The sequence below is a fragment of the Cognatiyoonia sediminum genome, from assembly GCF_900129845.1.
Lineage (GTDB): Bacteria > Pseudomonadota > Alphaproteobacteria > Rhodobacterales > Rhodobacteraceae > Cognatiyoonia > Cognatiyoonia sediminum.
Map to the genome: position 1 here is coordinate 166,179 of NZ_FQXB01000005.1, position 16,187 is coordinate 182,365.

At 54.8% G+C, this 16,187-nt stretch carries 14 protein-coding genes; 13 read left to right on the forward strand and 1 reads right to left on the reverse strand.

Translation table 11 applies throughout. The annotated features are described in order from the left end of the window. Positions 1–15 precede the first annotated feature (15 nt). Genes BUA85_RS14185 through BUA85_RS14225 form a run of 9 tightly spaced genes read left to right on the forward strand, consistent with a single transcriptional unit; the run spans position 16 to position 11,570 of the window. The gene (locus BUA85_RS14185; protein ID WP_072902249.1) at positions 16–1,587 is read left to right on the forward strand and encodes an acyl CoA:acetate/3-ketoacid CoA transferase; all 1,572 of its coding nucleotides are present in this window, start codon (positions 16–18) and stop codon (positions 1,585–1,587) included. After that, positions 1,584–2,351, forward strand: coding sequence for an enoyl-CoA hydratase/isomerase family protein (locus BUA85_RS14190; protein WP_072902199.1), 768 nt, complete (start codon positions 1,584–1,586; stop codon positions 2,349–2,351). The genes BUA85_RS14185 and BUA85_RS14190 overlap by 4 nt, the downstream gene beginning before the upstream one ends. 1 nt (position 2,352) lies before the next feature. Further along, positions 2,353–3,876 carry an aldehyde dehydrogenase family protein gene (locus BUA85_RS14195; protein ID WP_072902201.1) on the forward strand — a complete coding sequence of 508 codons (1,524 nt, stop codon included), beginning with the start codon at positions 2,353–2,355 and terminating at the stop codon, positions 3,874–3,876. Positions 3,877–3,885: 9 nt separating this feature from the next. After that, the gene (locus BUA85_RS14200; RefSeq protein WP_072902203.1) at positions 3,886–5,379 is read left to right on the forward strand and encodes an FAD-dependent oxidoreductase; all 1,494 of its coding nucleotides are present in this window, start codon (positions 3,886–3,888) and stop codon (positions 5,377–5,379) included. Continuing rightward, positions 5,376–6,971: a GMC family oxidoreductase gene (locus BUA85_RS14205; protein ID WP_072902205.1), complete on the forward strand. Its 1,596-nt coding sequence runs from the start codon at positions 5,376–5,378 to the stop codon at positions 6,969–6,971. The genes BUA85_RS14200 and BUA85_RS14205 overlap by 4 nt, the downstream gene beginning before the upstream one ends. Next, on the forward strand, positions 6,968–7,276 hold the full coding sequence (locus BUA85_RS14210; RefSeq protein ID WP_072902207.1) for a Dabb family protein: 309 nt from the start codon (positions 6,968–6,970) through the stop codon (positions 7,274–7,276). The genes BUA85_RS14205 and BUA85_RS14210 overlap by 4 nt, the downstream gene beginning before the upstream one ends. 32 nt (positions 7,277–7,308) lie before the next feature. After that, a complete protein-coding gene (locus tag BUA85_RS14215) occupies positions 7,309–8,310 on the forward strand; it encodes a LacI family DNA-binding transcriptional regulator (RefSeq protein ID WP_072902251.1) in 1,002 nt (333 codons plus the stop codon). A 22-nt stretch (positions 8,311–8,332) separates the two neighbouring features. Further along, entirely contained in the window at positions 8,333–9,499 is a 1,167-nt protein-coding gene (locus BUA85_RS14220) for a Gfo/Idh/MocA family protein (RefSeq protein ID WP_072902253.1), read from the forward strand. Positions 9,500–9,515: 16 nt separating this feature from the next. Further along, complete coding sequence (locus BUA85_RS14225) at positions 9,516–11,570, forward strand: FAD-dependent oxidoreductase (protein ID WP_110559102.1); 2,055 nt, start codon at positions 9,516–9,518, stop codon at positions 11,568–11,570. 9 nt (positions 11,571–11,579) lie between these two features. On the opposite strand, the gene BUA85_RS14230 is transcribed toward BUA85_RS14225, so the two are convergent. Beyond that, on the reverse strand, positions 11,580–12,602 hold the full coding sequence (locus tag BUA85_RS14230; RefSeq protein WP_072902209.1) for a LacI family DNA-binding transcriptional regulator: 1,023 nt from the start codon (positions 12,600–12,602) through the stop codon (positions 11,580–11,582). A gap of 138 nt (positions 12,603–12,740) precedes the next feature. Between BUA85_RS14230 and BUA85_RS14235 the strand changes: the two genes are divergently transcribed. The 4 genes from BUA85_RS14235 to BUA85_RS14250 all read left to right on the forward strand — a co-directional run bounded on the left by BUA85_RS14235 (position 12,741) and on the right by BUA85_RS14250 (position 16,062). Then, complete coding sequence (locus tag BUA85_RS14235; RefSeq protein ID WP_072902211.1) at positions 12,741–12,929, forward strand: hypothetical protein; 189 nt, start codon at positions 12,741–12,743, stop codon at positions 12,927–12,929. A gap of 23 nt (positions 12,930–12,952) precedes the next feature. Further along, positions 12,953–14,101 carry a TRAP transporter substrate-binding protein gene (locus tag BUA85_RS14240; RefSeq protein WP_072902212.1) on the forward strand — a complete coding sequence of 383 codons (1,149 nt, stop codon included), beginning with the start codon at positions 12,953–12,955 and terminating at the stop codon, positions 14,099–14,101. A gap of 109 nt (positions 14,102–14,210) precedes the next feature. Continuing rightward, positions 14,211–14,723: a TRAP transporter small permease gene (locus BUA85_RS14245; protein ID WP_072902214.1), complete on the forward strand. Its 513-nt coding sequence runs from the start codon at positions 14,211–14,213 to the stop codon at positions 14,721–14,723. 10 nt (positions 14,724–14,733) lie between these two features. After that, complete coding sequence (locus BUA85_RS14250) at positions 14,734–16,062, forward strand: TRAP transporter large permease (RefSeq protein WP_072902216.1); 1,329 nt, start codon at positions 14,734–14,736, stop codon at positions 16,060–16,062. Positions 16,063–16,187: the final 125 nt, after the last annotated feature.

Here is a 16,187-nt window from a genome sequence, read left to right on the forward strand (position 1 = left end):
AGTGCAGGTGGCGTGATGACAAAGGTGATGGCGGTCAGTGATGCAGTAGCTCAAATTCCAGATGGTGCAACTGTATCGGTTTCTTCTTCATCCACGCTTGGCTGCCCTGATCTGGTTCTGAAAGCGATTGGCGACCGTTTTGAAGCGAAAGGCCATCCGCGCGAAATTACGTCCCTACATCCCATCGCGGCAGGCGATGTCTATGGTGTGAAGGGCATGGACTACATCGCAAAGGATGGGTTGCTCAAACGCGTCCTCGCTGGGTCTTACCCGTCAGGCCCTTCGAGCGTTGAAATGCCCGAGATATGGAAGATGATCGTCGAGGATCGCGTCGCCGCGTACAATGTCCCGTCCGGAATTATGTTCGACATGCACCGCGAAGCGGCCGCACATCGACCGGGCGTCTTGACTCATGTTGGCTTAGAAACCTTCGTCGATCCGATCCGCCAAGGATGCGCGATGAACGACAAAGGTGCTGCAGAACCAATTGTCGATCGTGTTGAATTTGGCGGCGAGACTTGGCTGCATTTCCCAAATATCATTCCCAACGTGGCCGTGATCCGTGCGACGACGGCGGATGAACATGGCAACCTCACCTATGAACACGAAGGCGCGTATCTTGGTGGGCTGGAACAGGCCATTTGTGTACGGAACAATGGTGGCCTTGTCATTGCTCAAGTGAAGCGTGTCACCGCGCGAGGTAGCTTGCGCCCCCATGACGTACGTGTACCTGGGCACCTAGTAGATTGCATCGTGGTCGATCCGGACCAAAAGCAGACAACAGAAACCCTCTACGATCCGGCGATCTCGGGCGAAGTTATGCGGCCGTGGGACAGTTTTGCGTTGGCGGATCATGGAGTTGAAAAGGTCATCGCACGCCGCGCGGCGAGCGAATTGAGATGCGGAATGACCGCCAACTTGGGCTTTGGCATCAGTGCCATGGTCCCTCGCGTTCTGCTTGAAGAAGGCCATCCGGATGCCGTCACTTGGGCAATTGAACAAGGCGCGGTTGGTGGTGTCCCCCTGTCGGGTTTCGCTTTTGGCTGCGCTTCTAACGCCGACGCTTTCGTTCCGTCCCCGCAGCAGTTCATCTACTTCCAAGGGGCCGGTTTCGACATATCGTTCTTATCGTTCCTCGAGGTTGATGTGGAAGGGAACGTGAATGTCTCCAAGCTTGGCAAAAAGCCTTACCTCACAGCTGGCTGTGGCGGCTTTGTCGACATTACGGCGAAGGCAAAAAACATCGTCTTCTCAGGCTGGTTTGAAGCGGGTGCGCAGATCGAATTGGCGGAAGACGGGATTGATATCAAGGCGCCCGGCAAGTTCACCAAAATGGTTGATGAGGTGGAGCATGTCACCTTCTCTGGCAAGCGCGCGCGAGAACAGGGCCAGAACGTTCTCTATGTTACGGAACGCTGTGTGATCCAACTGACGGAGATGGGTCTGGTCGCGACCGAGATCATGCTGGGTGTTGATCCGCAAGAGCATATTGTCGGCCCATCGCAGGGTCGGGTGCAAGTTGCGGAAAACGCAACATTGATGTCGAAATCGCTTTTGACGGACGGACCAATGGGGTTGGAACTATGAGCCAGATTGCACTGACTGAACGCGGCAACGCAGCCGTCCTGACCCTTCACAATGAAGCGAAGTTAAATGCGCTGACGGTCATCATGCTGAAAGAGCTTGAGGGACACTTGAGCGATATCGAAAGCCGGTCTGATATTCGCGCGCTCATTGTCACGGGTGCTGGCCCGAAGGCGTTCTGCTGCGGGGCCGACATCGCTGAATGGGGCGAGCTGCGGCCAGAAGAATTTGCGCGGTTTTGGGTGCACGGCGGGCATCGCATTTTTGATCGCTTGGCGCGGTTTTCTAAACCTACGATTGGCGCTTTGAATGGCCATGCCTTTGGCGGCGGGCTAGAGCTTGCAGCCTGTTGCGATATTCGGGTTATGACCCCTAAAGCGACGCTGGTGTTGCCTGAGGCGAAGGTTGGCATCGTTCCGGGGTGGTCGGGCACGCAACGCCTTGCGCGGCTTTTGCCCGAACCCGTTCTGAAAGAGATGGCCCTTTTTGCGCGTCGCTTGACCGCCGAACGGGCGATGAATCTGGGCTTCGTTGCTGAAATCGATGACGATCCGCTTGCTGCGGCACTTGGAATTGTCGAAGACCTGGCCGACGTTTCACCACGCGCCAACGAGCTGGCGAAGGCCATGATCCACGGTGCGGTTGGCGAAGATACCGGAGCGGTGATTGAAGCGCTTGGTAGTGCCGCGGCGGCTGCAAGCGCAGATCGATATGAGGGCGTCCATGCGTTCCTCGACAAACGCAAACCATCCTTCGAAGGACGTTGAAATGAAAGACCTGACCGTACAGCCTTCGATTGGCTTTGAGCTCCCGGAGGTTTTTCAGGGAAAACACTTGATCGCGGGTGAATGGGTTTCAGAAGGCGATACTTTTGATCGCATTTCCCCTTCGCATGGTGTGGTTGTTAGCCGCTCCGCGAAGGGCGATGAGGCAATGACAGAGCGCGCGATCGCCGCGGCACGCGAAACTTTCGATTCTGGCGCCTGGAGCCGGATTTCCGGCAAGGAACGCGCCGCTGCTTTGTTGAAGGTCGCAGACCTAATCGAAGCCAATGTGGACCGCATCGCAGTTCAGGAATCCTTGGAAAGTGGAAAGCCCATCAGCCAAGCAAGGGGCGAGGTTGGGGGAGCCGCTGACCTTTGGCGCTATGCCGCGTCCCTCGCGCGGACCACGCACGGTGACAGCCACAACACCTTGGGTGAGGACATGTTGGGCGTTGTGGTCAAAGACCCCATCGGTGTCGTTTCGATTATCACCCCGTGGAATTTCCCGTTCTGGATCCTATCCCAGAAACTACCCTTTGCATTGGCAGCGGGTTGTACTGTTGTTGTGAAACCGTCCGAAATGACTCCCTCTTCGACCGTGATGATGGGAGAGCTGTTAGTAGAAGCCGGTCTCCCTGCCGGCGTGTGCAACATCGTGCTTGGATATGGGCAACCCGTTGGCAGCGTCATGTCTACACACAAGGATGTGGACATGGTGACGTTCACCGGCTCAACGGCGGTCGGTAAACTGATCACTGAAGCCTCGGCTGGGACTTTGAAGAAAGTCGCCTTGGAACTTGGCGGTAAGAACCCACAAGTGATTTTCCCCGACGCCGATTTGGATAACGCCACAGATGCCGTAACTTTTGGCGTCTATTTCAACGTGGGTCAGTGTTGTAACTCGTCGAGCCGTATCATCGTTCACGAAGACATCGCCGAGGATTTCGTTGCGCGGGTCGTCGCACTCTCTCGAAAGGTCAAATTCGGTGATCCGATGGACCCAGAAACTCAAGTTGGTGCGATTGTCACGGCGGAGCATAACGCGAAGATCGACGGCTATGTGCAGAAGGCCGTTCAAGCTGGTGCAAGAGTGGAAATCGGCGGAGCGACTTTGGCTGTCGACGGTCTAGGCGAACAGTTCTATCAGCCAACTGTTGTGAGTGGAGTCACCGCCGATATGGCGATTGCGCGCGAGGAGGTTTTTGGGCCGGTTTTGACGGTCCTCACTTTCCGCACCTTGGACGAAGCCATAGCGTTAACAAATGACAGCGACTATGGTCTTTCGGCTGGTGTTTGGAGCGACGATATTCACACCTGCCTTGAGTTTGCCCGCCGCGCTGATGCGGGAACGGTTTGGACGAATACGTGGATGGATGGGTATCCTGAACTCGCCTTTGGAGGCATGAAGCAATCCGGCCAAGGTCGGGAAATCGGGCGTTACGGATTTGAAGAATTTCTTGAAGTGAAGTCGCTTGTGATGCGGGTGGGCCGAGATAGCCGTGCGCCGTGGGTCAATTCAGGCGATTGATCTGAACGGATGGATGCGGATGTCATCATAATCGGGTCCGGCATGGGGGGTGCGACACTGGCAGCGTCACTCGCCCCCACGGGTCGGCGCATTCTCATTCTGGAGCGAGGCGAAAGGCTTCAGCCGTCGGCTCAGGATCGTGACCCAAACGCGATCTTTGGGGAAGGTACTTTCCGGCCTAATGAAACTTGGCTAGATGGCACCGACAAACCCTTCAATCCGGGTAACTACTACTACGTCGGTGGCAATTCGAAGATTTACGGTGCAGTCCTTATCCGCTATCGCGCCGAGGATTTTGAGCCAATTGAACACTTTGGCGGCTCAACACCCGGTTGGCCGATCAGTTACGCTGATTTAGAGACAGATTATCAAGCTGCGGAGGATTTGTACGCTGTCCGTGGGACGATTACCGAAGACCCGACAGAACCACCTCATTCGGGGGGCTATGCTCATCAACCGGTCCCAGATGAACCAGATATCACCGAACTGCGCCACCGTCTGAAAAGGGCAGGCCTGACCCCGTGCAGCCTACCTTTAGGCGTTGACATCGACGAATGGCTCGACGGCGGGCAGACCACGTGGGACGCTTTCCCGAACACTGGCGAAGGCAAAATGGACGCTGAGACAGGCGGGCTAAAGGCCGCGCTACGACATGATAACGTCAAGCTTAAGACAGGCTGCCGCGTCGCCAGTTTGAAGACGGACACTGACGGCAAGATTTCAGCGGTAATTTGTGAAACCACAAATGGAACCGAAACACTGCGAGCACCGATAGTTGTTTTGGCAGCGGGGGCGGTCCAATCGGCGGCTTTGCTGCTGGCATCTGCAAATGAAGGTAATCCAAACGGTCTGGCCAATTCCTCCGATCAGGTCGGTCGGAACTTTATGAACCACAACTGTTCTGCTGTCCTTGCAATGCATCCCCTGCGAAAGAACAGGTCGGTCTACCAAAAGACCCTGATGGTGAACGATTTCTATCTGAAGGACGGGAACAAACCTCCGCTCGGCAACATCCAGATGCTGGGCAAAATCACGGGGTCTATTTTGGCGGCAAGTTCGAAATTGCCTAAACCGCTGGCTAATCTCATTGCGGCGCGGAGTTTCGACTTCTATGCGATGTCAGAGGACTTGCCGAACCCCGAAAGCCGCGTCACCCTGAAAGACGGTCTAATCAAACTGGATTGGCAACGTTCTAATTGGGAAGCACATGAGCGATTGGTCAAAGAACTAAAGCGTAAGTTGAAAGCGGCTGGATTTCCGATCGTTCTCTCGCAACCCTTTGATCGCCGAACGCCGTCGCACCAATGCGGGACGGCTCGCATGGGAGATGATCCAACTTCGAGCGTCGTAGATAGCTTTTGTCGCAGCCATGACCATGAAAACCTGTTCATTGTTGACGCATCGGTCTTGCCGACGTCTGCTGCTGTGAACCCAGCCCTTACAATCGCAGCACTTGCGCTTCGCGCTGGGCGGCACATGACCGAGACGGAGTTTGTATCGTGAGCGACAAAGGATACGATTTCATTGTGATCGGTGGCGGGTCTGCCGGATCTGTCGTTGCATCGCGCCTGTCCGAAAATCCCGATGTGACCGTGCTTTTGTTGGAAGCAGGTGGCAGTGACCGGCATCCGTTTTTCCACCTTCCCGCTGGCTTTGCCAAGATGACCAAGGGCATCGGTTCCTGGGGTTGGTCGACAGTTCCCCAGCGGTCGATGCAGAACAAAGTATTCAACTACACACAGGCCAAAGTGATTGGCGGCGGGTCCGCTATCAATGCACAGATCTACACGCGTGGCGCCGTTCAGGACTATGATGAATGGCGTCAGCTCGGCTGTGAAGGGTGGAGCTATCAGGATGTTCTTCCCTACTTCAAGAAATCCGAAGACAATGACACCTATGAGGGCGAATTCCACGGCAAGGGCGGCCCGCTCGGTGTCTCTATGCCCTCAGCCCCTTTGCCGATTTGTGATGCTTTCATTGAAGCCGCAGCGCAGTTGGGTATTCCCAAAACCACGGATGTGAACGGTGCGCGGCAGGATGGCGCGGGCTATTACCAGCTTACCCAACGCAACGCCCGCCGGTCCTCCGCTGCTATGGCTTTCCTCGCGCCCGCGCGGTCGCGGCCAAACTTAACCGTGCAGATGCAAGCGCAGGGCCGCCGTATCAAGGTTGAGGGCGGCAAGGTGGTTGGTGTCGAAATGGCAGATGGCACCATGATCCATGCGGACCGGGAGGTGATCTTGTCGTCAGGTGCGATCGGCTCTCCTCGATTGCTGCAATTGTCGGGAATTGGTCCTGCTGATCACCTCAAGAGTATCGGGATAGATGTTGTCTTTGACCAACCGGAAGTGGGATTGAACCTGCAAGATCACCTCGACCTCTACGCGATCTGCGAGGTGACGGGACCGCACACATATGACCGTTACGCCAAACTGCACCTCTCTGCCTTCGCTGGCCTGCAATATCTGTTCACGCGAAAAGGTCCTGTCGCATCTAGCCTCTTTGAAACAGGCGGCTTTTGGTACGCGGATGAAAACGCGCGGTCTCCTGATATTCAAATGCACCTTGGCCTAGGGACGGGGATCGAGGCGGGCGTTGAAGCCATGCCGAATGGCGGTGTGACGCTGAATGCATGCCACCTGCGTCCAAGGTCGCGCGGGTCCGTGCGTCTGAAGAGTGACAACCCAGCGGATATGCCGTTGATCGACCCCAACTACCTTTCCGACCCTTATGATCGGGAAATGTCGATCCGTGGTCTGAAGCTGGTTCAGAACATTCTGAGCCAAGACGCGTTGAAGCCTTACATCCTCGCTGAACGTCTGCCAGGGCCCGATGTGCAAACCGATAAAGACTATTTCAACTTCATCTGCGTTCACTCGAAAACGTCGCACCACTGCGCTGGTACCTGCCGTATGGGGAGTGATGACGCAGCTGTATTGGACCCACGTTTGCGGTTCAAAGGGATCGACGGTTTGCGCGTTGCCGATGCCTCGATCATGCCGCAGGTCAATTCCTCTAACACCAATGCGCCTTCGATTATGATCGGCGAAAAGGCCGCCGATATGATCAAACAAGACCAAGGGATGATGCCATGATCCGCCATATTGTGCTGACGAGATTTAAGCCGGATACCTCAGACGAAAAGATTGCCGAAATCTATGCTGGGCTAGCCGGTGTCGCCAAGCGACTAGAAGGCGCACAAGACTTTCGGGGCGGGCGTTCCGAAAGCCCAGAGCAGATTGAGCGCGGGTATATGCACGGTTTCACCATCGATTTTGACGATTGGGCCGCGCTGCAAAGATACAGCGATGACGAAGAACACAAATCATACGGTGCGCAGTTGGTTGAGAATGCTGTCGGCGGGATCGACGGTATCCTGGTTTTGGATTTAGATGTCTAAGGCAAGAGTTGGAAAGCGGAGCTAAACCACTGATGCGTCACCGCCCCACTATATTGGATGTCGCCAAACAGGCCGGTGTCTCAAAATCGACGGTGAGCCTCGTTCTGCAAGGCAATGCCGCCGTCAAAGAATCTACGCGCGTGGCTGTGCGTAAGGCCATGGCGGACATTGGTTATGTCTACAACCGCTCTGCCGCGACGTTGCGATCTGCCTCCTCTGGTTTGATCGGATTGGTGATCAACGATCTGCGAAATCCGTTCTTTACCGAATTCGCTGCCCTGTTTCAGATGGAACTCGCACGGCACGGCTTTGCGACCGTTCTTGCCAATTCTGACGAAGATCCTGCGCTGCAGGTGCAGATGATCTCATCCTTGGTCGAGCATGGTGTCTCTGGTTTCATCATCTCACCCAGCTATGGCGGTGATGAGGAGGCGTTGGCGATTTTGAATGCAGCCCAAACGCCGACAATGCAAGTTTTCCGATCTTTGGCTGGGCCCGAGTGCCACCACCCGTTCATCGCACCCGACTATCAGCATGGCAGTCAGTTAGCGGCCGAGCATTTGTTTGCCAAAGGCCGCAAGCAAGTGGCCTTCCTTGGAGGCCTAGAAGGGCGCCCCGTGACAGAAGAAAGGATGAGTGGTTACCTTCAGGTTCTAAAGAAACGTGGTGACGAACCAATTATTCTTACCGGCCAAGCCACACGCACCTTTGGTAAAGAGACCATCAGCAAGCTAAGGCAAGACCACCCAGATGTAGACGGTGTCATCTGCTTCAATGACCTCGTGGCTCTTGGTGTTTTGTCAGCCTGTGCAGAAGAAGGCATCGCGGTCGGCGCCGACCTTAAAGTTGTTGGTTTTGACGATATCGAAGACTGTCAGGACAGCTATCCGCCCTTGTCTTCGATTAGCAGTAACATTCCGGAATTTGCAAAAGCGACGGCGCAGCAAATTTTGGGGTGGATCAAAGAGGATGAAAAGCCAAAGCCGTTGGTGCGGTCACCTGTTGAATTGATTGAGCGGGCATCAAGCCGATGAGGCGTTTACGGAGGTTCACACAATGAAAGAGGTTCGCGTTGCAGTGCTCGGGGCTGCCGGCTGGATGGGCCGCGTTCACACGATGGCCTATCAGACGTTCCCGCATTTCTTCGGTGAAAGCGGAGGAACCGCGCGTGTGACCGCTTTGGTCGGCAATGACCCCAATACGATGGATGATCTTGCGTTTCGGGCGCCGGGCGCCAAGCTTCTGACGGACTGGAAAGTGGCGGTGAACGACCCCGAGGTCGATCTTGTCGACATCTGCCTGCCTGACAGCCTCCACTATGAGGTGGCCAAAGCCGCATTATTGGCTGGCAAACACGTATTCTGCGAAAAACCTCTTGCCGACACAGCCGAGCAGGCCAGAGAACTGGCCGACATCGCCAAAGAGAAAGGCATCATCACGCGCGTCGGGCACGCCTTCCCGCGCAACCCCGTGCATGATCTGGCGAAAGAGATCATCGATGCAGGCGAAATCGGTGAGATCAAGCTCTTCAAAGCTTGCCAGCACATCGACATCTACGGTGACCCCTTGGCCCCTTACATGTGGCGGGCGGATGGGGATTTGGCACCAACTGGCATCATTGGCGACACCGGCAGCCATGTGTTCAGCCTCATGGATTTTCTGGTTGGCCGCGTTTCGTCGCTGATTGCGGACTCTTACGTTGTCACCGACAAACGCCCCAAACTCGATGGGTTGGGTTACGGCGATGGCGTTTCGGAAATTCCGGATGGCACCGAATGGGGCAATATCACCAATCCCGATGGCACCAACATCATGTGCACGTTTGAAGGCGGCGCGAAAGGGTTGATCGATTTCAGTCGTGTCGCGACAGGCCGCAAGTTCATCCAGACCTATGAGGTCTATGGCACCAAAGGTAGCCTTGTTTATGACTATGACGAAGTAAACCGCATTCGGTTTTATTCGAATGATGACAAGGCGGGCCGTCGCGGCTTTCGCGAAATCGATGTCGGGCCAGAGCATGAAACTTTTGCCAAGTTCCTGCCGCTTCCGAATTTTGCGCTGGGCTACAACGAAAGCAAAATCATCGAAGTGGCGGAAGTCATAAAATCGATCGCCACCAACCAACCCATGTGGCCGACCTTTGAGAATGGCCATCACATTTGCCAAATCGTTGATGCTTGCATGACATCGTCCGAGCAAAAACGCTGGGTCGATATTCTCTAGTTTGAAAGGACACTCTGTGGCTCTTGCCCTGTCACAAGACATTCTGGATGCGCTCACCGATGTGCAAATGCCGCGGTTGGAGGCGGAGCCTGGTGCACTCGAAACGTTGACGGTGGGCGAACATACAATGCCCGTCTACCGCGCTCAGGCCGTTGTCATTGGCAGCGGCGCGGCAGGTTTGCGGGCGGCGGTGGAAATGAAACGGCGCGGTTTAGACGTCACCATCATCAGCCAAAGCGCATGGGGCGGGACGTCGGCCTGTTCGGGGTCTGACAAGCAAACACTGCACACAGCAAACACCAAAGATCAGGGCGACGATTTTCAGGACATGGCGAAGTCCATTCGAGCCGGTGGCGCAATGGATGAAGACACTGCTTATATCGAGGCCGTCGGGTCCATCCGCGCTATGGCCTCCTTGCAATATCTTGGCCTCCCCTTGCCGCAAGATGATCTTGGCGGAACCTTGCGCTATCAAACCGACCATGATGAGGTTGGTCGCGCGACTTCCTGCGGGCCACGTACCTCTCGACTGATGGTGAAGGTGCTCGCGGAAGAGGCCATTCGGCTCGGCATTCCGTTCTACAACCACACGACTGCGATCAAAGTTCTTGAGAGCGACGGCCATGTCTGCGGCGTGCTTGCCATGCGTCCAAAGCAGATGGATGACGCCAACCCGCTGGGTTTGGCAGTTTACACGTGCGACAAGCTTGTCATCGCTGCCGGCGGCCCAGGCGAGCTCTATCGTGATAGTGTTTTTCCGAATGGGTGTTTCGGCACGTTGGGATTTGCTCTGGAAGCGGGGCTCGAACTCACAAACATCACTGAAAGCCAATTCGGCATCGGAACACGGCGCGAAGGCTTCCCTTGGAACCTTTCGGGGACGTATGTGCAAGTGATCCCGCACATTTATTCGGTTGATGAAGAAGGCGTCGAGCACCATTTCCTCGCAGATTACTACCGAACTACACAGGAAATGGCGTCCAACGTGTTCCGCAAAGGATACCAATGGCCGTTCCACGCCAGCCGAATGCTCAATTTCCAGTCGAGCTTGGTGGACCTCGCGATCTTTCGCGAAGGGGAAAAGGGGCGCAAAGTCTATATGGATTTCAACCGAAATCCCCTTCCCATACCGGGCGATCTAGACTTTGGCGTCGACCGGTTAGACGATGATGTGTCCACTTATCTCAAGACGGCGGGTGCAGATCATGACCTCCCAATTGACCGCTTGAAGCACATGAACCCGCTCGCGATCGAACTCTATAAACGGTACAAAGTCGACATCACCAAAGACCCGTTGGAGTTCGCGGTCAACAATCAGCATATGAACGGTGGCATTGCGGTCGACACCTGGGGGCGTACCAATGTGCCCGGTATCTACGCTGTCGGAGAAGCATCCGGCACCCATGGCGCGACCCGGCCGGGCGGCTCGGCCTTGAACGCAGGGCAGGTGTTCGGCACGCGAGTTGCCGAACATGCGGCGGCGAACACCGCAATGGTTTCAAATGAGACGGACATGGCGAAAGCCGTCCTACACGCGGTCGAAGACTTTAACTCTGCCGCTAGTGAAGACGTTGCCCTCTCGATCAAATCGGTCCGCGATGAGGTGCAGGCCCGAATGAGCGATCATGCCGGTATTTTGTGCACCCCAACCGCCGTCAGCACAGCATTGGGCGACGCCAGAAAACTCAATGCGAAAATTCGCAAATATGGCATTGCGACATCGCGCAAAAATGAAACCGTTAGAGCCGTGCAATGGCAGCAAATGGCCTTGGCGTCTGAGGCAGTTCTGACGGCTCTGGATGAGTATATTTCTGCCGGAGGCGGAAGTCGCGGAGCCCGCGCGATCTGCGATCCGAATGGGGACTCGCTTCCTGAGTCTGTGCGTGGTCTACTCCATGATCTGCGGTTCCGAGCCGAACGAGACGAAGATAAAGGTGAGCAGATTACCGTTCGATTGACCGGAGATAGCTTTGTCATTGGTCGTCGGGCAAATAGACCCTTTGACGAAAGCGCGAAGTCGTTCTTTGAACGAGACTGGCCAGCATGGTTGACGGGCGCAATTTTTAAATAAGTTCAGAAATTAGGTTTTTGGCGGACTAAGTGAATCCCGCATAACTACTTCGGTGTCTAACTGAATGATTGATGCCGAACCTCTATCTTCAATCAAGTCAACCAAAAGATCTGCCGCACGCCGTCCCATTTCGCGATGAGGCACATGCACGGTGGTCAGAGCAGGGTAGACGTGCTTGGCCAATTCAATATCGTCAAATCCTGTGATCGACACATCTTCGGGAACCTTGATTCCCATTTCGCGAGCCTTGGCGATTGCACCTGCAGCCAAGACATCATTGCCGCACATAACTGCGGTTGGTGTCGGTACCTTCTGCATGAGTTGTTCGAATGCGATAGACCCGTTGTCCAAATCATAGAAGGTTTGAATGATCATATCTGGGTCGACGGTCAGGCCGTGCGCGGTCATACTGTCTTTGATTGCTTCGAGACGAGATTGAGCCCTGTCGTTTCCCTCGACTATCCCAGAAATCACGCCGATATGCCGATGACCTAATTCTATGACCTTGTCGGCCAGAGGGTGCATTGAAGCGCGGTTGTCAAACCCGACACAGGTATGTGTCTGACCGGGTTGCATAGACCACGCTAGAACCGATGGGATGCCCCGTCGTTCCAGATACTGGTATGTTTCTGAGTCGCGCGAATGCCCGATCAATAGGAGGCCATCAGCCCCGCGCGATACCAGCGATTTGATTAATTCTGTTTCAAGTTCCGGACGATAAACATTGCTTGAGACGAGCAAGTTATAACCCTTCTCGTGCAGCGCGACCTGAAAGGCCTGTATCCCGCGTGCAAAAATTGCGTTCTCCATGGTTGGAATGATTGCGCCAATGGTATTGCTGCGGCGCGCTGCCATAGCTCGCGCGTTGAAATTTGGTGTATATCCAAGGTTTTCAACAGCTTCCATGACCTTGGACAAGGTGCTTTTGGAGACTTTTTCTTTCTCGTTGAGACATCTTGAAACCGTGGCCGTCGATACGCCTGCTGCCTGCGCAACGTCTTCAAGAGTTGGTATGGAAGGCTGTCTGTTCATGGTTCCAAAAAACAACTTCGGCTGCTTCGTAAATACTCCAATTTTCGAACTATCGCACATCAAAAAATGTAAACGCTTGCAAAAAACAATTGTAAGCGCTTACAGTGATGTCAGAACCAAGGTCATTGGGAGGTGCCCGTGTTTCTATATGGCTCGCTAATTGTATTCATCATCTTCTTCACAAATGTCGCTTTAGGTGCGTTCGCAGATAGCGCGTTCCTCGGGGACGTGGGGGAGATGTTGGTTCTGTTTGTCGCATCGCTTCTGTTTGTCGTTGCGATTTTGCGAAAGGAAGCTGAACGCGCCGAGAGCGAAGACAGCGAATGAACCCTAAGGGAGGAAAACGAAAAATGGATAAACAAGATCGTATGGAGTTGGAGTCGACAGAACGTCGCAACTTCCTAAAGGTCGCATCAACTGCTGGCTTCACAGCCGCTCTTGTCGCTGGTGCGTCTGGTGCGCTTTGGTCGACAGAAGCCGCTGCACAGTCTGCGAATGAAGAGCGTGAGCGCGAATCTGCTGCTGAGCACATCATGACAATCGCTACGGCTTACGTGCTTGGCGCGTCCCGCAGCTACCCAATCATGCAGCTCGACCTGAAAGAAAACATCCAGAACGCAACAAACGGCAAAGTCTACGTAAAGCTTGCTCCAGGTGGCCAGCTCGGCGCCGGCGGCGCGCTTGTTCAGGCAGTTCAGGGTGGTACAATTCAGGCGGCTCAGCACTCGCTGTCCAACTTCGCACCATTTGCGAGCACAGTTGACCTGATCAACATGCCGTACCTTTGTGGTTCCAACCAGCGCTTCACCAACTTGGTGACATCTGATTTCTGGACCTCCAACGTCACGCCGAAGATCGAAGAAAACGGCTTTAAGCCGCTGTTCTACGTCAACATCGACCCACGGGTTGTTGCGGTGCGTAAGGGTGGTGACGCGGTTATTACTCCAGCTGATATGGAAGGCATCAAGTTCCGCGTTCCGGGTTCTGCGATGCTGCAGCAGTACTACCGCCTCGTCGGCGCAAACCCAACGCCTGTGGCTTGGGGCGAAACACCTTCAGCGATCCAGCAGGGTGTTGCTGACGCGCTTGACCCATCTGTTGGTGCGCTCTTCGTGTTCGGTTTCAAGGACATCCTGTCCCACGTAACCTTCACACAAGCTGTTCCAGACAGTCAGGTTTACTCCTGTAACCTCGAATGGTTCAACTCGATGCCAGCTGACGTCCAAGAGGGCATCATGTGGGGCTCCGAGATGACAGCTCACCAAAACCTTGCCAAGGTTCCATCCGCACGCGCTTACGCAATGGCGGAGCTGGTCAAAGCAGGCGTGGAGTTCCATTCCTTGTCCGATGACCAACTGGCCGAATGGCAGGATGCCGGTGGCTACCAGCGGTCCGAATGGGACGAGTTTAAAGTCGAACTCGCAGGTTCAATGGATAACTTTGAACAAATGGTCGAGGCCGCAGGTACTCAAGGCAAGTACTACGTCCACGACGCATAAGACAGATTGGGCGCCCGCTCGGGGCGCCCAACTTTTCCCATTTTAGCATGTCCTGACAGCCGCACCATTTTGTGTGGGCTCGGTACGTGCATCGAGACGGGGTCCAAAGATGGAAATCCTTCGTAAAATCGACCAAAACGCCGAACGTTGGCTGCTCTTGCTGTTCTACGTGATGCTCGTCATCACAATGGCAATTGAAGTGCTGCGTCGCGAAATCTTCGCCTATTCCTCCATTTGGGGGGAAGAGATCGTGCGCTACTCCTTTATCTACCTCGCGTGGATCGGAGCCGCCGCCGCGGTGAAAGAACGTGCACACATCCGCATCGATGTGATCATGCACTACATTCCGCCGACGCCGAAAACCCTGCTCTACATCTTCGGTGACTTGGTGATGTTGGTTGTCGCGGTCATCGCGCTCTACTGGTCTTACGAAGCCGTGCACGTTTCTTACAAGTTTGGCTCGGTGACGGATGGTCTTCGGATCTCAAAGGTCTGGTTCCTAATGGCTGTTCCATCTGGCTTCTTCCTACTCATTTGGCGTTTGCTTCAATCCTTGCGGCGCGACTTCCATTCGCTTCGGACAGGGGAACCTGTCTACGAAGGCGACACATTGTTTGATTGAGGTGATCTGAATGCTCTGGAATACTGTAAATCAAACGGTCGAACTGGGATGGGACTTCTATGTCCCGGTTCTCCTCTTCGTCGCACTGATCGCTCTGGCGGTGCCGGTTTGGGCCGCTATCGGCTCTGCGGCGATCCTGATGCTTTTGATGTCTGGCGACCTGCCGCTGAGCCTTGTGGGCGAGCGTCTGTTCACCGGCATTGATGCCTTCGCACTTACCGCGATCCCGCTCTTCATCCTCACCGGTGACGTGCTTGTTCGAACCGGGCTCAGTCGAAAGTTCCTCGATGTCGCCGAAGCGCTGACCTGCTTTACCAAAGGCGGCTTCGGCTCTGCGACAGTCCTCGTCTGTGGTATGTTCGCGGCGATCTCCGGCTCCGACGCGGCGGGTGCCGCAGCAGTGGGTCGTATGACAATCGCACGACTGGTAGAGGCGGGTTATCCAAGGCCCTATGCCTGTGCACTGGTTGCTGCGGGTGCTTGTACCGGCATCCTGATCCCACCATCGATCGCCTACATCATCATCGGTCTCGTTCTGGGTATATCGGCGTCCACGCTGTTCCTTGCGGCGTTGATCCCAGGCCTTTGCATCCTTTTTGCGATCTTGATCACAAACCTGATCGTAAACCGCATCTATGCCTACGAAGGCGGTGGAAACCTAACGTTTGGTGAATGGCTCTCCAACTTGGGTCGTGCGCTCAAATCTGGTTGGTATGCGTTCATCGTGCCGGGTATCATCTTCTACGGCATCTTCTCGGGTCGTTTGACCCCAACCGAAGCTGGTGCAACGGCGGTTATCGTCACAATCCTGATGGGTTTCATCCTAGGCACGCTTAAATTTGCGGATTTCCCATCAATGCTCGTCAGTTCCGCTAAGGTGAACGGCGTGATCCTCCCGATCATTGCTTTCTCCGCACCGTTGGCCGAAGCACTGGCGATCATGGGCGTTCCGCAAGGTTTCGTGACCTCTGCGACAAGCCTGACCAACGAACCTTGGCTCTTGATCCTTCTGATGATCGGTATCCTGATCGCATCCGGTTGTGTAATGGAAACCACGCCAAATATTGTGATCTTGGCACCAATCCTCATGCCTCTAGCTGAAAACATTGGTATGAACGAAATTCAGTTCTGCGTTATGATGATTACGGCACTCGGCGTCGGGTTCATTACGCCTCCTCTTGGGCTAAACCTCTTCGTGGTGTCGGGCATAACAGGTGAATCTATCCTCAAAATCGCGGCGCGTGCAGTACCTTTCGTACTCTGCATGTTTGTAGTGGTGTTGTTCATTGCGTATGTTCCAGCAGTGTCCACATCACTTCTGCCAGATATCTATAAGTAGGGAGGCTTCGCGATGGCTGTAGAATACCTTAAAAAAGCGGAATTGACGTCATCGAGTGGCGCGTCTGATGTGCATGACACGGTTGTGTCGATCCTGTCTGAGATTGAGGCAGGGGGAGATGCGGC

Coding starts and splice junctions, on each gene's coding strand:
- BUA85_RS14210 (WP_072902207.1), top strand. CDS start 6,968: ATGATCCGCCATATTGTGCTGACGAGATTTAAGCCGGATACCTCAGAC.
- BUA85_RS14200 (WP_072902203.1), top strand. CDS start 3,886: ATGGATGCGGATGTCATCATAATCGGGTCCGGCATGGGGGGTGCGACA.
- BUA85_RS14230 (WP_072902209.1), bottom strand. CDS start 12,602: ATGAACAGACAGCCTTCCATACCAACTCTTGAAGACGTTGCGCAGGCA.
- BUA85_RS14195 (WP_072902201.1), top strand. CDS start 2,353: ATGAAAGACCTGACCGTACAGCCTTCGATTGGCTTTGAGCTCCCGGAG.
- BUA85_RS14245 (WP_072902214.1), top strand. CDS start 14,211: ATGGAAATCCTTCGTAAAATCGACCAAAACGCCGAACGTTGGCTGCTC.
- BUA85_RS14220 (WP_072902253.1), top strand. CDS start 8,333: ATGAAAGAGGTTCGCGTTGCAGTGCTCGGGGCTGCCGGCTGGATGGGC.
- BUA85_RS14215 (WP_072902251.1), top strand. CDS start 7,309: ATGCGTCACCGCCCCACTATATTGGATGTCGCCAAACAGGCCGGTGTC.
- BUA85_RS14250 (WP_072902216.1), top strand. CDS start 14,734: ATGCTCTGGAATACTGTAAATCAAACGGTCGAACTGGGATGGGACTTC.
- BUA85_RS14185 (WP_072902249.1), top strand. CDS start 16: ATGACAAAGGTGATGGCGGTCAGTGATGCAGTAGCTCAAATTCCAGAT.
- BUA85_RS14240 (WP_072902212.1), top strand. CDS start 12,953: ATGGATAAACAAGATCGTATGGAGTTGGAGTCGACAGAACGTCGCAAC.
- BUA85_RS14190 (WP_072902199.1), top strand. CDS start 1,584: ATGAGCCAGATTGCACTGACTGAACGCGGCAACGCAGCCGTCCTGACC.